The organism is Rhizobium azibense (genome assembly GCF_004342325.1).
GTDB lineage: Bacteria > Pseudomonadota > Alphaproteobacteria > Rhizobiales > Rhizobiaceae > Rhizobium > Rhizobium etli_B.
On sequence record NZ_SMBJ01000006.1, the window covers coordinates 63,202 to 78,908 of the forward strand.

16 protein-coding genes are annotated in these 15,707 nt (G+C 60.9%); 8 read left to right on the forward strand and 8 right to left on the reverse strand.

The genetic code is table 11. The annotated features are described in order from the left end of the window. The first annotated feature begins 91 nt into the window (after positions 1-91). The 3 genes from EV130_RS16075 to EV130_RS16085 are packed head-to-tail and all read left to right on the forward strand — an operon-like array spanning position 92 to position 2,123. Positions 92-631: a sigma-70 family RNA polymerase sigma factor gene (locus EV130_RS16075; protein ID WP_132660834.1), complete on the forward strand. Its 540-nt coding sequence runs from the start codon at positions 92-94 to the stop codon at positions 629-631. Continuing rightward, positions 618-1,385, forward strand: a complete 768-nt coding sequence (locus tag EV130_RS16080; RefSeq protein WP_132660836.1) for an anti-sigma factor family protein — start codon at positions 618-620, stop codon at positions 1,383-1,385. The genes EV130_RS16075 and EV130_RS16080 overlap by 14 nt, the downstream gene beginning before the upstream one ends. A 21-nt stretch (positions 1,386-1,406) precedes the next feature. Further along, entirely contained in the window at positions 1,407-2,123 is a 717-nt protein-coding gene (locus tag EV130_RS16085) for a Bax inhibitor-1/YccA family protein (protein ID WP_074064559.1), read from the forward strand. Between the two features lie 119 nt (positions 2,124-2,242). Here EV130_RS16085 and EV130_RS16090 read toward each other — a convergent pair whose 3' ends face one another. The 3 genes from EV130_RS16090 to EV130_RS16100 all read right to left on the reverse strand — a co-directional run bounded on the left by EV130_RS16090 (position 2,243) and on the right by EV130_RS16100 (position 5,554). Continuing rightward, entirely contained in the window at positions 2,243-3,361 is a 1,119-nt protein-coding gene (locus tag EV130_RS16090; protein WP_074064558.1) for an RHE_PE00001 family protein, read from the reverse strand. A gap of 76 nt (positions 3,362-3,437) precedes the next feature. Beyond that, the gene (gene hutC, locus EV130_RS16095) at positions 3,438-4,151 is read right to left on the reverse strand and encodes a histidine utilization transcriptional repressor HutC (protein WP_132660838.1); all 714 of its coding nucleotides are present in this window, start codon (positions 4,149-4,151) and stop codon (positions 3,438-3,440) included. Positions 4,152-4,207: 56 nt separating this feature from the next. After that, a complete protein-coding gene (locus EV130_RS16100; protein ID WP_132660840.1) occupies positions 4,208-5,554 on the reverse strand; it encodes a formimidoylglutamate deiminase in 1,347 nt (448 codons plus the stop codon). 119 nt (positions 5,555-5,673) lie between these two features. Here EV130_RS16100 and hutI point away from each other — a divergent pair, with 119 nt between their 5' ends. From hutI to EV130_RS16120, 4 genes are read left to right on the forward strand one after another with little or no spacing between them, the layout of a single operon-like run. Continuing rightward, positions 5,674-6,924, forward strand: coding sequence for an imidazolonepropionase (gene hutI, locus EV130_RS16105; protein WP_132660842.1), 1,251 nt, complete (start codon positions 5,674-5,676; stop codon positions 6,922-6,924). Then, positions 6,921-8,456, forward strand: a complete 1,536-nt coding sequence (gene hutH, locus EV130_RS16110) for a histidine ammonia-lyase (RefSeq protein WP_074064555.1) — start codon at positions 6,921-6,923, stop codon at positions 8,454-8,456. The genes hutI and hutH overlap by 4 nt, the downstream gene beginning before the upstream one ends. Before the next feature lies 1 nt (position 8,457). Beyond that, positions 8,458-10,131: a urocanate hydratase gene (gene hutU / locus EV130_RS16115; protein WP_132660844.1), complete on the forward strand. Its 1,674-nt coding sequence runs from the start codon at positions 8,458-8,460 to the stop codon at positions 10,129-10,131. Positions 10,132-10,135: 4 nt separating this feature from the next. Further along, positions 10,136-10,717 carry a HutD/Ves family protein gene (locus EV130_RS16120; RefSeq protein ID WP_074064553.1) on the forward strand — a complete coding sequence of 194 codons (582 nt, stop codon included), beginning with the start codon at positions 10,136-10,138 and terminating at the stop codon, positions 10,715-10,717. A 142-nt stretch (positions 10,718-10,859) separates the two neighbouring features. Here the strand turns inward: EV130_RS16120 and cobM are convergent, their stop codons facing one another. Then, entirely contained in the window at positions 10,860-11,618 is a 759-nt protein-coding gene (gene cobM, locus EV130_RS16125; RefSeq protein WP_074064552.1) for a precorrin-4 C(11)-methyltransferase, read from the reverse strand. Positions 11,619-11,620: 2 nt separating this feature from the next. After that, positions 11,621-12,853 carry a precorrin-6y C5,15-methyltransferase (decarboxylating) subunit CbiE gene (gene cbiE, locus EV130_RS16130; protein ID WP_132660846.1) on the reverse strand — a complete coding sequence of 411 codons (1,233 nt, stop codon included), beginning with the start codon at positions 12,851-12,853 and terminating at the stop codon, positions 11,621-11,623. Between cbiE and EV130_RS16135 the strand changes: the two genes are divergently transcribed. After that, positions 12,852-13,622 carry a cobalt-precorrin-6A reductase gene (locus EV130_RS16135; RefSeq protein WP_074064550.1) on the forward strand — a complete coding sequence of 257 codons (771 nt, stop codon included), beginning with the start codon at positions 12,852-12,854 and terminating at the stop codon, positions 13,620-13,622. The genes cbiE and EV130_RS16135 overlap by 2 nt on opposite strands. On the opposite strand, the gene EV130_RS16140 is transcribed toward EV130_RS16135, so the two are convergent. From EV130_RS16140 to EV130_RS16150, 3 genes are read right to left on the reverse strand one after another with little or no spacing between them, the layout of a single operon-like run. Then, complete coding sequence (locus tag EV130_RS16140; protein WP_074064549.1) at positions 13,586-14,350, reverse strand: precorrin-3B C(17)-methyltransferase; 765 nt, start codon at positions 14,348-14,350, stop codon at positions 13,586-13,588. The genes EV130_RS16135 and EV130_RS16140 overlap by 37 nt on opposite strands. Further along, positions 14,347-15,078, reverse strand: a complete 732-nt coding sequence (locus EV130_RS16145) for a precorrin-2 C(20)-methyltransferase (RefSeq protein WP_074064548.1) — start codon at positions 15,076-15,078, stop codon at positions 14,347-14,349. The genes EV130_RS16140 and EV130_RS16145 overlap by 4 nt, the downstream gene beginning before the upstream one ends. Further along, the gene (locus EV130_RS16150) at positions 15,075-15,707 is read right to left on the reverse strand and encodes a precorrin-8X methylmutase (RefSeq protein ID WP_074064547.1); all 633 of its coding nucleotides are present in this window, start codon (positions 15,705-15,707) and stop codon (positions 15,075-15,077) included. Before EV130_RS16150 ends, EV130_RS16145 begins: the two co-directional genes overlap by 4 nt.

The window sequence follows — 15,707 nt, forward strand, 5'->3', positions numbered from 1 at the left end:
CGCAAGCCGAGACCAAGGGTGGTTCCTCCCATTTGTCAAAAAACATCAGAGGAACGGGAATAAAACCTCACGGGCTGTCGTATACTCAATCATGGAACGCAACGAACGGCCATTCGACGTTATCGGGCAGCTCGCAGCGCTGAGGCGCTACGCACGTGCGTTGGTGCGCAATTCGGATGACGCCGAAGATCTTCTCCATGATGCGCTGGTGCGCGCCTTCGAGAAGCGGCAGAGCTTTAGGCGCGGCGGCAACCTGAGGACCTGGCTGCTCTCGATTCTCCACAATGCCCATATCGACAGGGTTCGTCAGAATCGGTCCATAACGCGCCGGCACGATAAGGCAGCCATCGAGGCAGACCAGTCGCTGCCGGCGGGACAGGAGCATGCAGTGCGTCTTCAGCAGGTTCGTGATGCTTTCTTTGACCTGCCGGAAGAACAGCGCGAAGCACTGCATCTCGTTGCGATCGAGGATCTTTCCTACCAGGAAGCTGCAGCCTCGCTGGGCATTCCGGTCGGAACGCTGATGTCGCGCATTTCGCGCGCCCGGACCCAGCTTCGCGAGTTCGAGGCAGCGACGCCTCGTGCCTCACACCTGAAACTAATCGGAAGGAACGGCAATGAAAGCAGTTGATCCGATCATCGATGCCGACCTCGACGCCTATGTGGATGGCGAACTGGATGTGGCTCGCCGCATCCAGGTGGAGTCTTATCTCTCGGAGAATCCGGCGATTGCTGCAAAGGTCATGGCCGATCTGAGCATCAAGGGCGAACTGCGTCTGGCGCTCGCCGGAGAGAACGCCTTTGGCCGGATCGAGACCCGCGACGCCGCACGGCGTCTGGAGCGGGGACTTTCTTACGGCCGTATCCTGCATTCGGTTCAAAGGATTGCCGCCGTCGGCGTTCTCGTGATGGCAGGCTGGGTGGCGCACACGTCCTTTGGTGCCTTTACGGCGACGGAGGTCGCCGCATCCGTTCCCGCCCCGCCCTACGTCGAGGATGCGGTGCGCGCCTACCAGACAGCCAAGCTCCGCGAAACGATGCCTTCGCAGCCAGCGGCACAATATAATGCTGACGACATTCGTGCGGCGACGGCGATTGCGATGCCGGAGCTCCCGAAAGACTGGAAGGTTTCCGATGTCCAGATCTTTCCCTCTGAGTTCGGCCCCAGTGTCGAAATGGCGATCCGGGAACCGGACGGAAAGCAACTTTCGCTTTTTGCCGTGCGTCCTGGCGCGTTTGCCGTTCAGCCCGTCAGCCATCTGGCGCTCGACAATGCCCAGGCTGCTTACTGGCAGATTGGCGAGGTGGCCTATGCGTTGATTGCCAGCGACAAGGATCTTGAACTCGACCGGGCGGCCGAAGGGCTCGCCCGTTCGCTCTACTAGTGTCAACCCGAGGAGATCAAAATGAATCCGAACAATCCGCGATACGGCTACGGCTCCGCCGCAGGCTCGCAGGCCATCTTCGACGAGGGCCTCCGCCAGCATATGCTGCGCGTTTACAACTACATGGGTCTCGGCCTTGTCATCACCGGGATCGTAGCATTCATCGTCGGCAGTACGCCGGCCCTTTACGTGCCGATCTTCCAGTCGCCCTTGAAATGGGTCGTGATGCTCGCGCCGCTTGCCTTCGTCTTCTTCTTCACGTTCCGCATCCAGACGATGTCGGCAAGTGCTGCGCAAACGACTTTCTGGGCGTTCTGCGCGGTCATGGGACTTTCGCTTGCCTCGGTTTTTCTGGTCTTTACCGGCACGAGCATCGCGCGCACTTTCTTTATCGCCGCGACGATGTTCGGCGCGACCAGTCTCTATGGCTACGCGACAAAGCGTGATCTTTCACGCTTCGGCTCATTTCTGATCATGGGCCTGATCGGCGTCATCATCGCCAGCATCGTCAATATCTTCCTGGGTTCGAGCGCGCTGCAGTTCGCCATATCGGTGATCGGTATCCTCGTCTTCGTCGGCCTGACCGCATGGGATACGCAGAACATCAAGGAGCAGTATTCGGAAAATCACGATCAGGAATCGAACCAGAAGCTTGCTGTTTTCGGTGCGCTCTCGCTCTACCTGAACTTCGTGAACATCTTCCAACTCCTGCTCAACTTCACAGGCGAGCGGGAATAAAGACTGCGCTTCTGGGGGCAATGGAAGCGCAAGAACGCCCGGTTCGCCGTCTGTGACAGGATGGCGGGCCGGGTGTTCACTGAAATAGTCGGCCGGGCACCGTGCCCGGCCGTTTTGTCTCAGATGATACCCCAGGCACGGTAGCGTCCCCGGCCGGTGATTTCGCGGATGCCTATCTCGTTGAGAAGATTGAGTGCGCCCCGGCTCGTCACCCGCAACTGACGCGCAACCATCGTCGAGGAGACCATGGGCCGCGATAGGACGAATTCGGCAAGCTGCGGCAGGCTGCTGTTCGAGCGACGATCCCTGAATCGCAGTTCCATCTGCGTGCGGGCAAGCGACAGACGATCCATATCCTTAAGGCCGGCCGCCGCACTCTCACGCATTGCCTCGAGGAAGGCGAGCAGCCGCGTCGCCCGATCTCGCGAGCGGCGGCGCTCATGACGGATTACCTTCAATCCGGCATAGAAGGAAAAGAGATGAGAGGCGACCTTGCCCCGCGAGCGCAGGTAGCTCGAAACCAGAAGCCCGCCCAGCCAGTGCTGGCGCCGAAGCGGCTCAGTTCTCTCCCATGCCTCGAAAAGAACCGCTGCACCCAAGGCGGCAGGCAATTCATCGGCGAGCGGAATAACCGCACGCCAATCCGATAGACGCTGGGCCTCGTCCCATTCATCGTCGGCGAACAGGCCAAGCGGGTCGACAGGCGTCGCCTTCGGCCTTTCTTCCACCTTAGAACCTCTGGCGAGATGCGTATCGAGCAATCGCTGGGAGCGCGCGAGTACGGCGTCGATCTCGGCAAGTTCCAGTGACAGCAACGCTTCGCCTTCGTCCATTTCCTGTTCAGGCGACGCTGGCATGCTCCTAATTTCGGGTGCCCGCCCGGCATCATCTGGACCGCTGCCGGCAAGTACGTTCAATCCGGCGCCGCTCAGCGCCCAGAGCGGGTCGGCTGTCCAGATGCGGCGCCGCGCACGCAGCACGGCATGGGCAATCGTCAGCTCGTGGCTCGGCGTCCGGCTGTCCATATGTGCATCATGCAGCACCAGGTCTTCGACGTGCACGAGTTCTCCGGCAACCCAGAGCGCGCTTGCAGCGTCGAAAAAATGCCCCCGTTCGGCAAAACCAGCGCCGACTGGCGAACGGGCCACCCTCTCATCCAGCCTGGCCAGCATATCCTCCGCCAGCGCGAAAGCGGGCAACAGGTTCTTCAGCAGGGTATTGTCGATTTCGTAGCGCATCTTCTCGGCCGGAAGTCATCTTGCTGTTTACTTCCGCTATTTGTGGGATGATTCGCAATAGAGCTGTTGTGGATTCTCAGGAGGCCGGGCTGAAACGGGCAACAAGCGCGTGGCGGTCGCCGGGATAGGTAAAGCGCACATGCGTCACAGGCCCGGCACTGCTCCAGGTGCGGCGCTCGATAACCAGGCATGCTGCCGCGCGGGCAATGTCGAGCGCTGCGGCTTCCTCAGCACCAGCCGCAAACGCGTAAATCTTGTGCTCCGCCTTGCTCCACGGAACCAGTTTCAAAAGCCAGGGGCCAGGCGCGATTGCGCCAAAGTCGGCATCGGCCGCTTCCGTAACGGTGCCCAGATTGATCAGGCGCTGTTCAAGACAGAAAGGCCGGGTCCCTGCAAAATGAACGCAAACGACCTCCTTAACGAAGCCGCCGGCCGGAAGGTCTAGTTTGTCATCCGCCCTTGCTTTGCGGTTTGCATTCTTCATGACCGAATACGCGTACGGCAGATTCAGCGATTGAACTTCTGCTTTGATGTCATGAATTTCCAGCACGGCGGACTGCGCCTGCGGCTGGGTGACGAAGCTGCCCGACTTCTTGCGGCGCTCGATCAATCCGGCTTTGGCCAGCTGCGTCAGCACCTTGTTGACGGTCATTCGTGAGCAATCGTATTGCGCGGCGAGATCGACCTCGAAGGGGATGCGATATCCCGGCGGCCACTCACCGGAAACGATGCGACCTTCGATCTCGCTCAAGATGCGCTGATGCAGGGTCGCATCCTTGCTATCGTTCATTATTCTCTCCGCTTCGCGCCACCTGCTCTATTGCCAATGCAGCAGCAAGGAAAGACTTAGGCGGCAAGCAATTGGCGCATTGCAGCAAGGAAACGTCGGCTGATCGCCTCACGCTGCCGATGACGGCCGGCTTCGACCTGCTTGCGGCCAAGTGCCCAGAGGCAATCGACCGCGACGCTGCCGGCGAATATCCAATGGTCAAGGATTTGATCATGTGTGAGATAAGGCACCTGGCGGCAGTCAAGGGCGATGATATCTGCATAATTGCCTTCGGCGAGGCCCGCGGCAGCACCAAGCGCGCAACCACCACCCAAGAGCGCGTGATCGAACAGCGCTCGGCCCGTCGAGCCGCTGGTCTCTGCAATCACGTTGCGGGCGCGAAGTGCCAGTCGCTCGGAATATTCGAGCTGGCGGAGTTCCCCGGGAAGCGTAATCTGCACATTTGAGTCCGAACCAATGCCAAACCGTCCGCCCTCTTCAAGAAAGATCGGCGCTGGAAAAACCCCGTCTCCGAGATTGGCTTCAGTGATTGGGCAGAGACCGGCGACCGATCCGCGTTTTGCCATGCGCCGCGTTTCATCCTCGGTCATGTGAGTGGCATGGATGAGGCACCAGCGGCGGTCGACGGACGCATGCTCCAGGAGCCACTCGACGGGTCTCGCGCCCGACCAGGCGATGCAATCATCCACTTCCTTGAGCTGCTCGGCGATGTGGATATGGACTGGACCGCCTTCTGCAAGCGGCAGGAGCTTTGCCAATTGATCAGGCGTGACGGCGCGAAGGCTGTGAGGTGCAATCCCGATCTTTGCGCCGTCAAGCTTGCAGGTGATCGTGCGTGCCCGCTCCATCAGCCTGCCGAAGCCCTCAAGCGAGTTGACGAAGCGCCGCTGGCCATCGAGGGGAGCAGCACCGCCGAAGCTCGAATGGGCGTAAAAGACCGGCAGCAACGTCAGGCCGATACCGGCCGTCTCGCTCGCCGCGCCGATGCGTTCTGCCAACTCCGCAATATTGGCATAAGGACTGCCGTCCTTGTCATGATGCAGATAGTGGAATTCGCCGACGCGCGAAAAGCCGGCTTCGAGCATTTCCATGTAAAGCTGTGCGGCAACGGCCTCGACATGCTCCGGCGTCATAGAAAGCGCGAACCTGTACATGACCGTGCGCCAGCTCCAGAAGCTGTCGGCTCCGGGACCACGGGCCTCGGCAAGGCCCGCCATGGCGCGCTGGAAGGCATGGCTGTGCAGGTTGGGCATCGCAGGAATGACGAGTTTGTGGCACTCGTCGCCCGCCTCGGCCTTTGCGCCGACCGCAATCTTCGCGATAAGGCCGCCATCAAGTGTGAGACGCACGTCGCTTCGCCACCCCTCAGGCAGGAGCGCGCTCGCCGCATGAAGTGTCGTCATCGCCTTTTCCCTTCCTGTGGGCCTGTCATCTTTCTTTTCCATGGAAACGCCCAAATTTCCACTTGTCACCGGGTTATTATGTATATACATGTTTCGACAGAAGGAAAGGCGTAAAGCTGATGAACGGGAACAATCTTTTTGCGCGAGAGCAGAGGCCGAGCCTCTGGCGAAATGGCCGGCTGGCGACGCTCGACCCGGGTAAGCCGGGACTGGGTATTGTCGAAAAAGGCGCAATCGTCACGGAAAGCGGCCGAATCCGCTATGCTGGCCCGGAGGGCGAATTGCCGGTTTCCGTCATCGAACGTGCCGAAATCATCGACCTTGAGGGCCGCTGGGTGACGCCGGGACTCGTCGATTGCCACACCCACATCATTCACGGCGGCAACCGGGCGCGCGAATTCGAAATGCGGCTTGGCGGCGCGACCTATGAAGAGATTGCCCGCGCCGGCGGCGGCATCGTCTCCTCGGTCAAGGCAACGAACGCGCTTTCTGTCGAAGGCCTTGTGCAAGCTTCCCTGCCCCGCCTCGATACCTTGCTTGGCGAGGGGGTGACGACGATCGAGATCAAGTCGGGCTACGGTCTCAGCATCGCTGGCGAAGTGAAGATGCTGGAAGCTGCCCGTGTTATCGGCAATATGCGACCGGTGCGCGTCAAGACCAGCTATCTCGGCGCCCATGCGACACCGGCCGAATACAAGGACCGCAACCGTGAGTACATAACAGACATCGTGCTGCCCGCTCTCGAAGAGGCGCACGCCAAGGGCCTTGTCGATGCCGTCGATGGGTTCTGCGAAGGCATTGCCTTCTCAGCGGAAGAGATCGGACTTGTCTTTGATCGCGCCGAGGCACTTGGCCTTCCGGTGAAGCTGCATGCCGAGCAGTTGTCTAATCTCGGCGGAGCTGCACTTGCTGCCGAGTATGGTGCGCTCTCTGCAGATCATCTCGAATATCTCGATGATGACGGCGTGGTCGCCATGGCGGCAGCCGGAACCGTCGCGGTGCTGCTGCCGGGCGCATTCTATTCCATCAACGAAAAACAGAAACCACCCGTCAAGGCGCTGCGCGCCGCCGGTGTTCCGATCGCGGTCGCGACGGATTGCAACCCGGGCACATCGCCTCTCACCTCCCTGCTTTTGGCGATGAATATGTCGGCGACGCTCTTCGGCCTAACGGTTGAGGAATGTATTGCAGGGGTCACACGCGAAGGCGCTCGCGCACTCGGCGTCGTTGCCGAAACGGGCACGATCCAGGCCGACAAATCCGCCGATCTTGCCATCTGGGAGATCGAGAGTCTGGCCGAACTTGTCTATCGAATCGGCTTCAACCCGCTCTTTGCGCGTGTCTTCAAGGGCGAAAGGATCGACCGTTGACCATCATCCTCCACCCAGGTTCCGTTTCGCTGAAACAGCTGGAAAAAATCTACTGGACCGGCGAAGCGGCGGAACTCGATCCCGCATTTGATGCCGGCATAAGGAAGTCGGCGGCGCGCATTGCCGAGATCGCCGCCGGCAATGCCCCCGTCTACGGCATCAACACAGGCTTCGGAAAACTCGCTTCGATTAAGATCGACAGTGCCGATGTTGCCACACTCCAGCGCAATCTCATCCTCTCGCATTGCTGCGGCGTCGGCGCACCGTTACCTGAAAACATCGTGCGTCTCGTCATGGCGCTGAAGCTCGTGTCACTCGGCCGCGGCGCCTCGGGCGTGCGACTGGAGGTGGTGCGGCTGATCGAAGCGATGCTGGACAAGGGCGTCATACCGGTCATTCCGGAAAAGGGTTCCGTCGGCGCCTCGGGCGATCTTGCGCCGCTTGCCCACCTGGCGGCCGTGATGATGGGAGAGGCCGAGGCCTACTTCAAAGGCGATCGGCTTGAAGGCGCGGAAGCCTTGAGCAAGGCTGGCCTTGCGCCGGTCGTTCTGGCCGCAAAAGAAGGCCTTGCGCTGATCAACGGTACGCAGACTTCAACCGCGCTCGCACTTGCCGGCCTGTTCCGTGCGCATCGTGCCGCCCAGGCGGCCCTGATCACCGGCGCCATGTCCACCGACGCGGCCATGGGCTCTTCGGCACCGTTCCATCCGGATATCCATACACTTCGCGGTCACCGCGGCCAGATCGACACTGCCGCGGCTTTGCGGGCGCTGCTAGAAGGATCCGTTATCCGGGAAAGCCATATTGAGGGCGACGAGCGCGTGCAGGATCCCTATTGCATTCGCTGCCAGCCGCAAGTCGATGGCGCCTGCCTCGATCTTCTGCGGACGGTTGCACGCACGCTTGAAATCGAAGCCAATGCAGTGACCGACAATCCGTTGGTACTTTCCGACAACTCCGTCGTTTCCGGCGGCAACTTCCATGCGGAGCCGGTTGCCTTCGCTGCCGATCAGATCGCGCTTGCGGTCTGCGAGGTCGGTGCAATTTCGCAGCGCCGCATCGCCCTGCTCGTCGATCCGGCTCTCTCCTACGGGCTTCCAGCCTTCCTTGCCAAGAAGCCAGGACTGAACTCCGGTCTGATGATCGCGGAGGTCACCTCTGCCGCGTTAATGTCCGAAAACAAGCAGATGTCGCATCCAGCTTCCGTCGACTCGACGCCCACTTCGGCGAACCAGGAAGATCATGTTTCCATGGCCTGCCATGGTGCACGCCGTCTGTTGCAGATGACCGAAAACCTTTTCGGCATCATCGGCATAGAGGCATTGACGGCCGCACAAGGCGTAGAATTGCGCACACCGCTTGCCACCAGCGGTGAACTGCAAAAGGCGATCGCTGCCATTCGCAATGTGGTGCCGACACTGGAGGTCGATCGCTACATGGCCGGCGACCTGCAAGCCGTCAGCGAACTTGTTGCAACCGGCGTATTGAACGCGTCGGTTTCCGAAAACATCCTTCCGTCCCTGGAGATCTGAGATGAGCAATCCCCGTCACAACATCCGCGAAATCCGGGCACCTCGCGGACCGGTGCTCAATGCCAAGAGCTGGATGACCGAAGCGCCGCTTCGCATGCTGATGAACAATCTCGATCCAGATGTGGCAGAAAATCCCAACGAACTCGTCGTCTATGGCGGCATCGGCCGCGCTGCCCGTACCTGGGAGGATTTCGACCGCATCGTCGCGACATTGAAGACGCTTACCGAAGACGAGACGCTTCTGGTGCAGTCCGGCAAGCCGGTCGGCGTCTTCCGCACGCATAAGGATGCGCCGCGCGTCCTGATCGCCAATTCCAACCTCGTGCCGCACTGGGCGACTTGGGACCACTTCAACGAGCTCGATAAGAAGGGCTTGGCGATGTATGGACAAATGACGGCAGGCTCATGGATCTACATCGGCACACAAGGCATCGTCCAGGGGACCTATGAAACCTTCGTCGAGGCGGGCCGGCAGCATTATGGCGGCAACCTCAAGGGTAAATGGATCCTGACCGGCGGCCTTGGCGGCATGGGTGGCGCCCAGCCGCTCGCTGCCGTCATGGCCGGCGCCTGCTGCCTTGCCGTCGAGTGCAATCCGGACTCGATCGATTTTCGCCTGCGTACCCGATATCTCGATGCCAAGGCCGAAACGCTGGACGAAGCCCTCGCCATGATCGGTCAGTGGACCAAGGCTGGCCAAGCCAGATCGGTCGGCCTTCTTGGCAATGCCGCCGAAATTCTTCCTGAAATGGTCCGCCGCGGCATCCGTCCGGATATCGTCACCGACCAAACGTCAGCCCACGACCCGATCAACGGCTATCTACCGAAAGGATGGACGATCGCGCAATGGAAGGCGATGCGCGAAAGCGATCCGAAGGCTGTCGAAAAAGCGGCTCGCGCCTCCATGCGCGAGCATGTCGAAGCGATGATCGCATTCTGGGATGCAGGCATTCCGACGCTCGATTACGGCAACAATATCCGCCAGGTTGCTCAAGACGAGGGTCTCGAAAACGCCTTCGCTTTCCCCGGCTTCGTGCCTGCCTATATCCGCCCGCTCTTTTGCCGCGGCATCGGTCCCTTTCGCTGGGCAGCACTCTCGGGCGATCCGGAAGATATCTACAGGACCGACGCGAAGGTGAAGGAATTGCTGCCGGACAACAAGCACCTGCACAACTGGCTGGACATGGCCCGCACGCGTATCGCCTTCCAGGGTCTGCCGGCGCGCATCTGCTGGGTCGGCCTTGGCGACCGTCATCGTCTTGGGGTTGCCTTCAACGAAATGGTGAAAAGCGGCGAGTTGAAGGCGCCGATCGTGATCGGACGCGACCACCTCGATTCCGGCTCGGTTGCATCGCCGAACCGCGAGACGGAAGCGATGAAGGATGGTTCTGATGCGGTCTCAGACTGGCCGCTGTTGAACGCTCTTTTGAACACCGCCTCCGGCGCAACGTGGGTTTCTCTCCATCACGGCGGCGGCGTCGGCATGGGCTATTCGCAACATTCAGGCATGGTCATCTGCTGCGACGGCACCGACGATGCGGCCCGCCGCATCGAACGCGTGCTTTGGAACGACCCGGCGACCGGCGTCATGCGCCATGCCGACGCCGGCTACGATATCGCGCTTGATTGTGCCAAGGAGAAGGGGCTAAGGCTGCCGGGGATCTTGGGAGACTGAACCAATGCAGATCCTTCGCGCGGCCGATCACCGGCGCATGCCGTGGAAGAACGGCGGCGGCGAGACGGTGGAGGTGGCCGTTTGGCCGCCCGGTGCGGGCCTTTTCGATTTCGACTGGCGGGTCAGCATGGCCACGGTTGCTTTCGATGGACCCTTTTCGATTTTTCCCGGCATCGACCGCACACTTTCAATCCTGTCCGGCAGTGGCATGATCCTTAAGATCGACGGCAAAGAGCCTGCGCTCCTGGCACAGGACAGCCCGCCATTTGCTTTTTCGGCCGACATTGGCGTCACGGCACGACTTGTGGCGGGGCCGATCACAGACCTCAATGTCATGACGCGGCGGCACGCCTTTGCCCACAAGGTCGTAAGGCTGCATATCGAGCAAAGCTGGAGCGGCTCTCTACCGGCCGCAGTATCGCTTGTGCTGTGTCACGAAGGCAAAGCAGCATTTGAACTGGCCGAAGAAAGCGGCATGATTCATACCGGCGATGTCTTGATGATCGAGGCTCATAACCGCGAAGCTTTGACGCTTGCTGGTGCTGCCACCTGCTACTTGATCAGCATTATGGAAGCCGATGACTGAAGGAGCCGGCATCATCGACCCTCGTGGAGCCGCTTGGTTTTGAGATCTGCTCGCCGCGTTTGCAAAGACAAGCAGCGAAGGCGAGCATGGACCCACTATCGGCAAAGCATTGAGCGGGACGGCGAGCCGGCGTTCCGGCTCGCTATTGCCTGCCCCTGAACCGCCGCTGATAGGAGGCGTCGTAAAGAGCGCTTTCGCGAAAATCGCAGGCAGCAAGCGTCGGACCGACGAAGATGATCGCCGTGCGCTCGATCGGTTCGAGGGCGACCCTCGCCTCGATGTCGGCAAGCGTGCCATGCACGACGCGCTCGTCCGGCCAGGAGGCTTTGACGACGATCGCAACAGGACAATCAGCGCCGTAAAGTGGTGTCAGTTCTTCAACGACCTGGCTGAGCGCATGAATTGCCAGATGTATTGCAAGCGTCGAGCCCGTGGCGCCAAACTTGGCGAGCGTTTCCTCACTCGGCATCGGCGAAGCGCGGCCCGAGACGCGCGTAAGCACCAGGCTCTGAGCAACGGCCGGAATCGTCAGTTCCCGGCCCAGGGCGGAGGCCGCAGCAGCAAAGGCCGGAACGCCCGGTGTCATCGTGTAGGCGATGGCATGCTTGTGAAGACGCCGAACCTGCTCAGCAACAGCGCTCCAGACGGATAGATCGCCCGAGTGCAGACGAGCCACATCCTCCCCCGCGTTGGTCGCACGCACAAATTCCGCCTCGATCTCATCGAGTGACATCGGTGCGGTATCGATGATGCGCGCATCCGGCGGGCAATAGTTGAGCAGTTCGGGCGATACGATCGATCCGGCATAAAGGCATACCGGGCATCTGCCAATGAGGTCCCGGCCGCGAACGGTGATGAGATCAGCCGCACCTGGGCCGGCTCCTATGAAGTGAACCGTCATTTCTAGTCCTTGATCCAGCGCCATTGCACCACCGGCATTGCCGGGCGCCAGCCGCTCATTGCGCCGAGCGGGGCGGCTCGGCAAACCTCGATCCTTGTCAGAAAGCCGCCGCGCCTGGCTTGTTCGGCAAGCAGAACGGTCTCCATTTCCAGTGTCACCGCATTGGCCACAAGGCGCCCGCCGCTTTTGAGCGAGATGATTGCGGCATCCATGACGCCTGGCTCGCTGCCGCCTCCGCCGACAAATATGGCGTCAGGTTCCGGCAATCCCCTCAAAGCCGCAGGGGCTCTTCCCTCGACGACGGCAAGGTCGGGCACCCCGAACGCGGAAGCATTTCGCGCGATCCGGCTGACGCGACCTGGCGATTGCTCGATAGCGACCGTCTTCAGTGATGGGTCGCAGAGCATCCACTCGATGCCGATCGAACCCGAGCCGGCTCCGATATCCCACAGCAGTTCCCCATGGCGCGGTGCAAGTGCCGACAGCGTCAGAGCGCGGATTTCTCGCTTGGTGATCTGCCCGTCGTGCTCAAAGAGTTCATCGTCGCGGCCGGGGGCAAATGGCAGGATGCGAGCTTCATTTCCCGCCTTGACCTCGACGGCGCAGACATTGAGAGGGTCGATATCCCTAAACTGGAAGTCTTCTGCAGACGTGCTGAAGATGCGCTCGCGCGGGCCGCCGAGCGCCTCCAGAACCGTTATGCGGGAGTGGCCAAAGCCGCTGTTTGACAGCAGCACAGCCAGTTCCCCCGGCCCCTTCCCGTCGGATGTCAGCGCAATGATGCGCCGTCCGGAATGCAGATGCGGGCGGATGAGATTGATGGAACGGCCATGCAGCGAGAGGCAGGCAGTTTCCTGCATCGGCCAGCCTAGACGCGACGCGGCCATGCTGAAGGCTGACGGAGCTGGGATCGTGCGCATCTCCTCGGCATTTACATGCCGCGAGAGTGTTGCGCCGACACCGAAAAGAAATGGGTCACCGGAAGCGAGTACGACGACCGGTGTACCGCGCCGCCTAACAATAGCATCGATCGACTTTTCGAAGGGGCTTTGCCAGACAAGCCGCTCGCCGGCAATCAGACTATCCATCAGCGCATGATGCCGTTCGCCGCCGAAGACGGCAGGCGCGCTCAGAATCAGCCGCTTGGCGTGCTCGCCAAGTCCTTCTGGACCATCCTCGCCGATACCGATAATGGTCAGCCAGGGTTTCGGAGTGAGGCTAGGCATATCAGACATGGCAAAAATCCGCGTGCTGATACTGGGCGGGACGAGCGAAGCGCGTGCCTTGGCACAGATGCTTTCCAAGAGGGCCGGCTTTGACATCCTGCTGTCCTTGGCCGGCCGCACAGAAAAACCCTCCGTCCAGCCTGTCCCCGTTCGTATTGGTGGTTTCGGCGGAGTGGAGGGCCTTGCTTCTTTCCTGCGCGACGGACGATTTGACATTCTCGTCGATGCGACACATCCCTTTGCCGCACGCATCTCGGCCAATGCCGTCGCCGCAGCGCGACTTTCCGGAATTGCGGCCCTTGCCCTCCACCGGCCCGAATGGATCGAGCGACCGGGTGACAAATGGACCGCGAGCAGTAACATCGCGCAGGCAATCGCCGCGCTTGGGCCCGTTCCCCGCCGCGTCTTTTTGGCGATCGGGCGTCAGGAGGCGCACTATGCCGAGGCGGCGGCACATCATTTCTATCTTGTTCGCAGCGTCGATCCCGTCACCCCGCCGCTCGATATCGAAAACGCCGAGTATATTCTCGATCGTGGCCCCTTCGATGTGGACGCCGAGGCCGCGCTTTTTGCCTCTCACCGCATCGATGCTATCGTCGCCAAAAACAGCGGCGGCGCTTCGACCTACGCAAAAATCGCGGCGGCTCGCCATCTCGGCATTGAAGTCTTCATGATCGCCCGTGCGCCCGCTCCTGCCATGAGAGCGGTCGAAACCGTCGAGGAAGCGCTTGGCGCGATCGATCAACTGTTTCCTCCCGCCATAGAACGGGGAGTATAGACGAGCTCGGGCCTGCCGCCGCCGGAAATGATCCGTGTTTCTGGCGACCCGATGATGATGCATGTCGCCATATCGGCAATTGAAGCGTGGGCGTCACCGAGGGGCTGAATGATGATTTTTTCGTCGGGACGTCCGGCTGCGCGCCCGAAGATCACCGGCGTCTGCTGCGGCAGTTGCGCGCGCAGCAATTCAAAGGCCTTGCCGAGCTGCCAGGGCCGCGCTTTGCTGATCGGATTGTAAAGCGCAATCACGAAGCCCGCCTTGGCAGCCAATGTCAGGCGCTTTTCGATGATCTCCCAGGATTTGAGGTTGTCCGAAAGCGAGATTGCGCAGAAGTCGTGGCCGAGCGGGGCGCCGACACGCGCAGCAACCGCAAGCATTGCGGTGATGCCCGGAACGACGACCAGTTCGACGGAACGCCATTCGGCCGGACCTGTGTCGATTGCCTCGCAGACTGCCGCTGCCATGGCGAACACACCGGGATCGCCGCCGGAGACGATGCAGACCTTGCGGCCGCCTGCCGCCATCGTCAAAGCATCCGCTGCCCGCCTCATCTCCTCGCGATTGTCGGAAGAATGACGATTTTGGTGGGCGCGAAGCTGCAGCCGGTCCAGATAGGGCCCATAGCCGAAGAAATCGGTCGAGGCCGAAACCGCTGAATGCGCTTCCGGTGTCATCTGCTGTGGGCTGCCAGGACCGGTGCCAATGACGAACAGGATTCCACTCATCGACTTGCCTCCCAGCCTGGTACCAGCACCAGCGAGAAATACGGCGCGTCACCCTCCGGCCGCTCCGCAAGCTTCGCCATTGCGGCATTCGCCATCGTCCCACGCTCGACATAGACGGCTTCGCTAAGACGCCCTGCTGCTTCAAGAGCGCGGCGGATCTTCGGAAGATTGCGGCCGACCTTCATAATGACGGCTGCCTGGGTATCGGCAAGCCGCCGGGTCAGTTCCGCTTCGGCCATGGTGCCCGGCAGCACGGAAAGGACATCGTCACCTTGTACGATCGGCATGCCGGCAAGCGACCAGCAACCGGACATGGCGCTGATGCCCGGAATCACCTCGGTCGGATAGCGACCGGCAAGGCGCACATGCAGGTGCATATAGGATCCGTAGAACATCGGATCGCCTTCGCTGAGGACAGCAACGGTTCTTCCCGCATCGAGGCGCGCTGCGACCGCGGCTGCAGAATCATCGTAGAAGGCAGTGATCTGGCTTTGATAGAACGTCTCGCTTTTTTCGATTTCAGTGGTCACCGGATAGTAGAGCGGCAGCAGTTCTGTCTCGGGACTGATCAAGTGCTGGACGACCGCCCGGCCGTTGCCGGCCCTGCCCTGTTTGGCGAAATAGGCAATGACATCCGCAGCTTCGATCGCTTTCTTTGCCTTGATTGTCAACAGATCCGGGTCTCCTGGACCCGTTCCGACGCCGATCAGTCGGCTTGGCCTGGTCATAGTCCCGACCTCGCCAGCGCGTTGATTGCGGCGGCAGTCATCGCACTGCCGCCCAGGCGACCGCGAACGATCGCGAAGGGCACGCCATAGGAATTTTCCGCCAACGCGTCCTTTGATTCTGCCGCACCGACGAAGCCGACCGGCATGCCGATGATGGCCGCCGGCCGCGGTGCGCCGCCGCGCAATCGTTCAAGAAGGTGGAAGAGTGCCGTTGGCGCATTGCCTATCGCGACAACGCTGCCGGCCAGACGATCGATCCAAAGGTCGACGGCCGCCGCCGAACGCGTGTTGGCGCTTGCTTCTGCCATTTGCGGAGTGCGGGGGTCGCGCAGAGTGCAGATCACGTCATTGTTTTCTGGCAGCCGGGCGCGTGTGATGCCGTGGGCGACCATTTCCGCGTCGCAGAAGATCGCTGCGCCCTTTTTGAGCGCGCCGCGCGCTGCATCGACGAAACCCGGCGAAAAGTCGAAATATGTCGCGGCTTCGACCAGCCCGCAGGCATGGATCATGCGCACGGCAATCTCGGCCTCTTCCGTCGAAAATCGCGAGAGGTCGGCTTCGCTGCGGATAATCGCAAAGGAGCGCTCGTAGATCGCCTCGCCGCTGCGGATATAATCGTAATCTGGCAT

Excerpts from the sequence above, each read along its gene's own strand:
- EV130_RS16145 (WP_074064548.1), bottom strand. The coding sequence starts at position 15,078 with ATGACCAGGCCAAGCCGACTGATCGGCGTCGGAACGGGTCCAGGAGAC.
- EV130_RS16140 (WP_074064549.1), bottom strand. The coding sequence starts at position 14,350 with ATGAGTGGAATCCTGTTCGTCATTGGCACCGGTCCTGGCAGCCCACAG.
- EV130_RS16135 (WP_074064550.1), top strand. The coding sequence starts at position 12,852 with ATGGCAAAAATCCGCGTGCTGATACTGGGCGGGACGAGCGAAGCGCGT.
- hutI (WP_132660842.1), top strand. The coding sequence starts at position 5,674 with ATGAACGGGAACAATCTTTTTGCGCGAGAGCAGAGGCCGAGCCTCTGG.
- EV130_RS16075 (WP_132660834.1), top strand. The coding sequence starts at position 92 with ATGGAACGCAACGAACGGCCATTCGACGTTATCGGGCAGCTCGCAGCG.
- EV130_RS16085 (WP_074064559.1), top strand. The coding sequence starts at position 1,407 with ATGAATCCGAACAATCCGCGATACGGCTACGGCTCCGCCGCAGGCTCG.
- EV130_RS16120 (WP_074064553.1), top strand. The coding sequence starts at position 10,136 with ATGCAGATCCTTCGCGCGGCCGATCACCGGCGCATGCCGTGGAAGAAC.
- hutC (WP_132660838.1), bottom strand. The coding sequence starts at position 4,151 with ATGAACGATAGCAAGGATGCGACCCTGCATCAGCGCATCTTGAGCGAG.
- EV130_RS16100 (WP_132660840.1), bottom strand. The coding sequence starts at position 5,554 with ATGACGACACTTCATGCGGCGAGCGCGCTCCTGCCTGAGGGGTGGCGA.
- cobM (WP_074064552.1), bottom strand. The coding sequence starts at position 11,618 with ATGACGGTTCACTTCATAGGAGCCGGCCCAGGTGCGGCTGATCTCATC.
- cbiE (WP_132660846.1), bottom strand. The coding sequence starts at position 12,853 with ATGTCTGATATGCCTAGCCTCACTCCGAAACCCTGGCTGACCATTATC.
- EV130_RS16150 (WP_074064547.1), bottom strand. The coding sequence starts at position 15,707 with ATGCCAGATTACGATTATATCCGCAGCGGCGAGGCGATCTACGAGCGC.
- hutU (WP_132660844.1), top strand. The coding sequence starts at position 8,458 with ATGAGCAATCCCCGTCACAACATCCGCGAAATCCGGGCACCTCGCGGA.
- EV130_RS16080 (WP_132660836.1), top strand. The coding sequence starts at position 618 with ATGAAAGCAGTTGATCCGATCATCGATGCCGACCTCGACGCCTATGTG.
- EV130_RS16090 (WP_074064558.1), bottom strand. The coding sequence starts at position 3,361 with ATGCGCTACGAAATCGACAATACCCTGCTGAAGAACCTGTTGCCCGCT.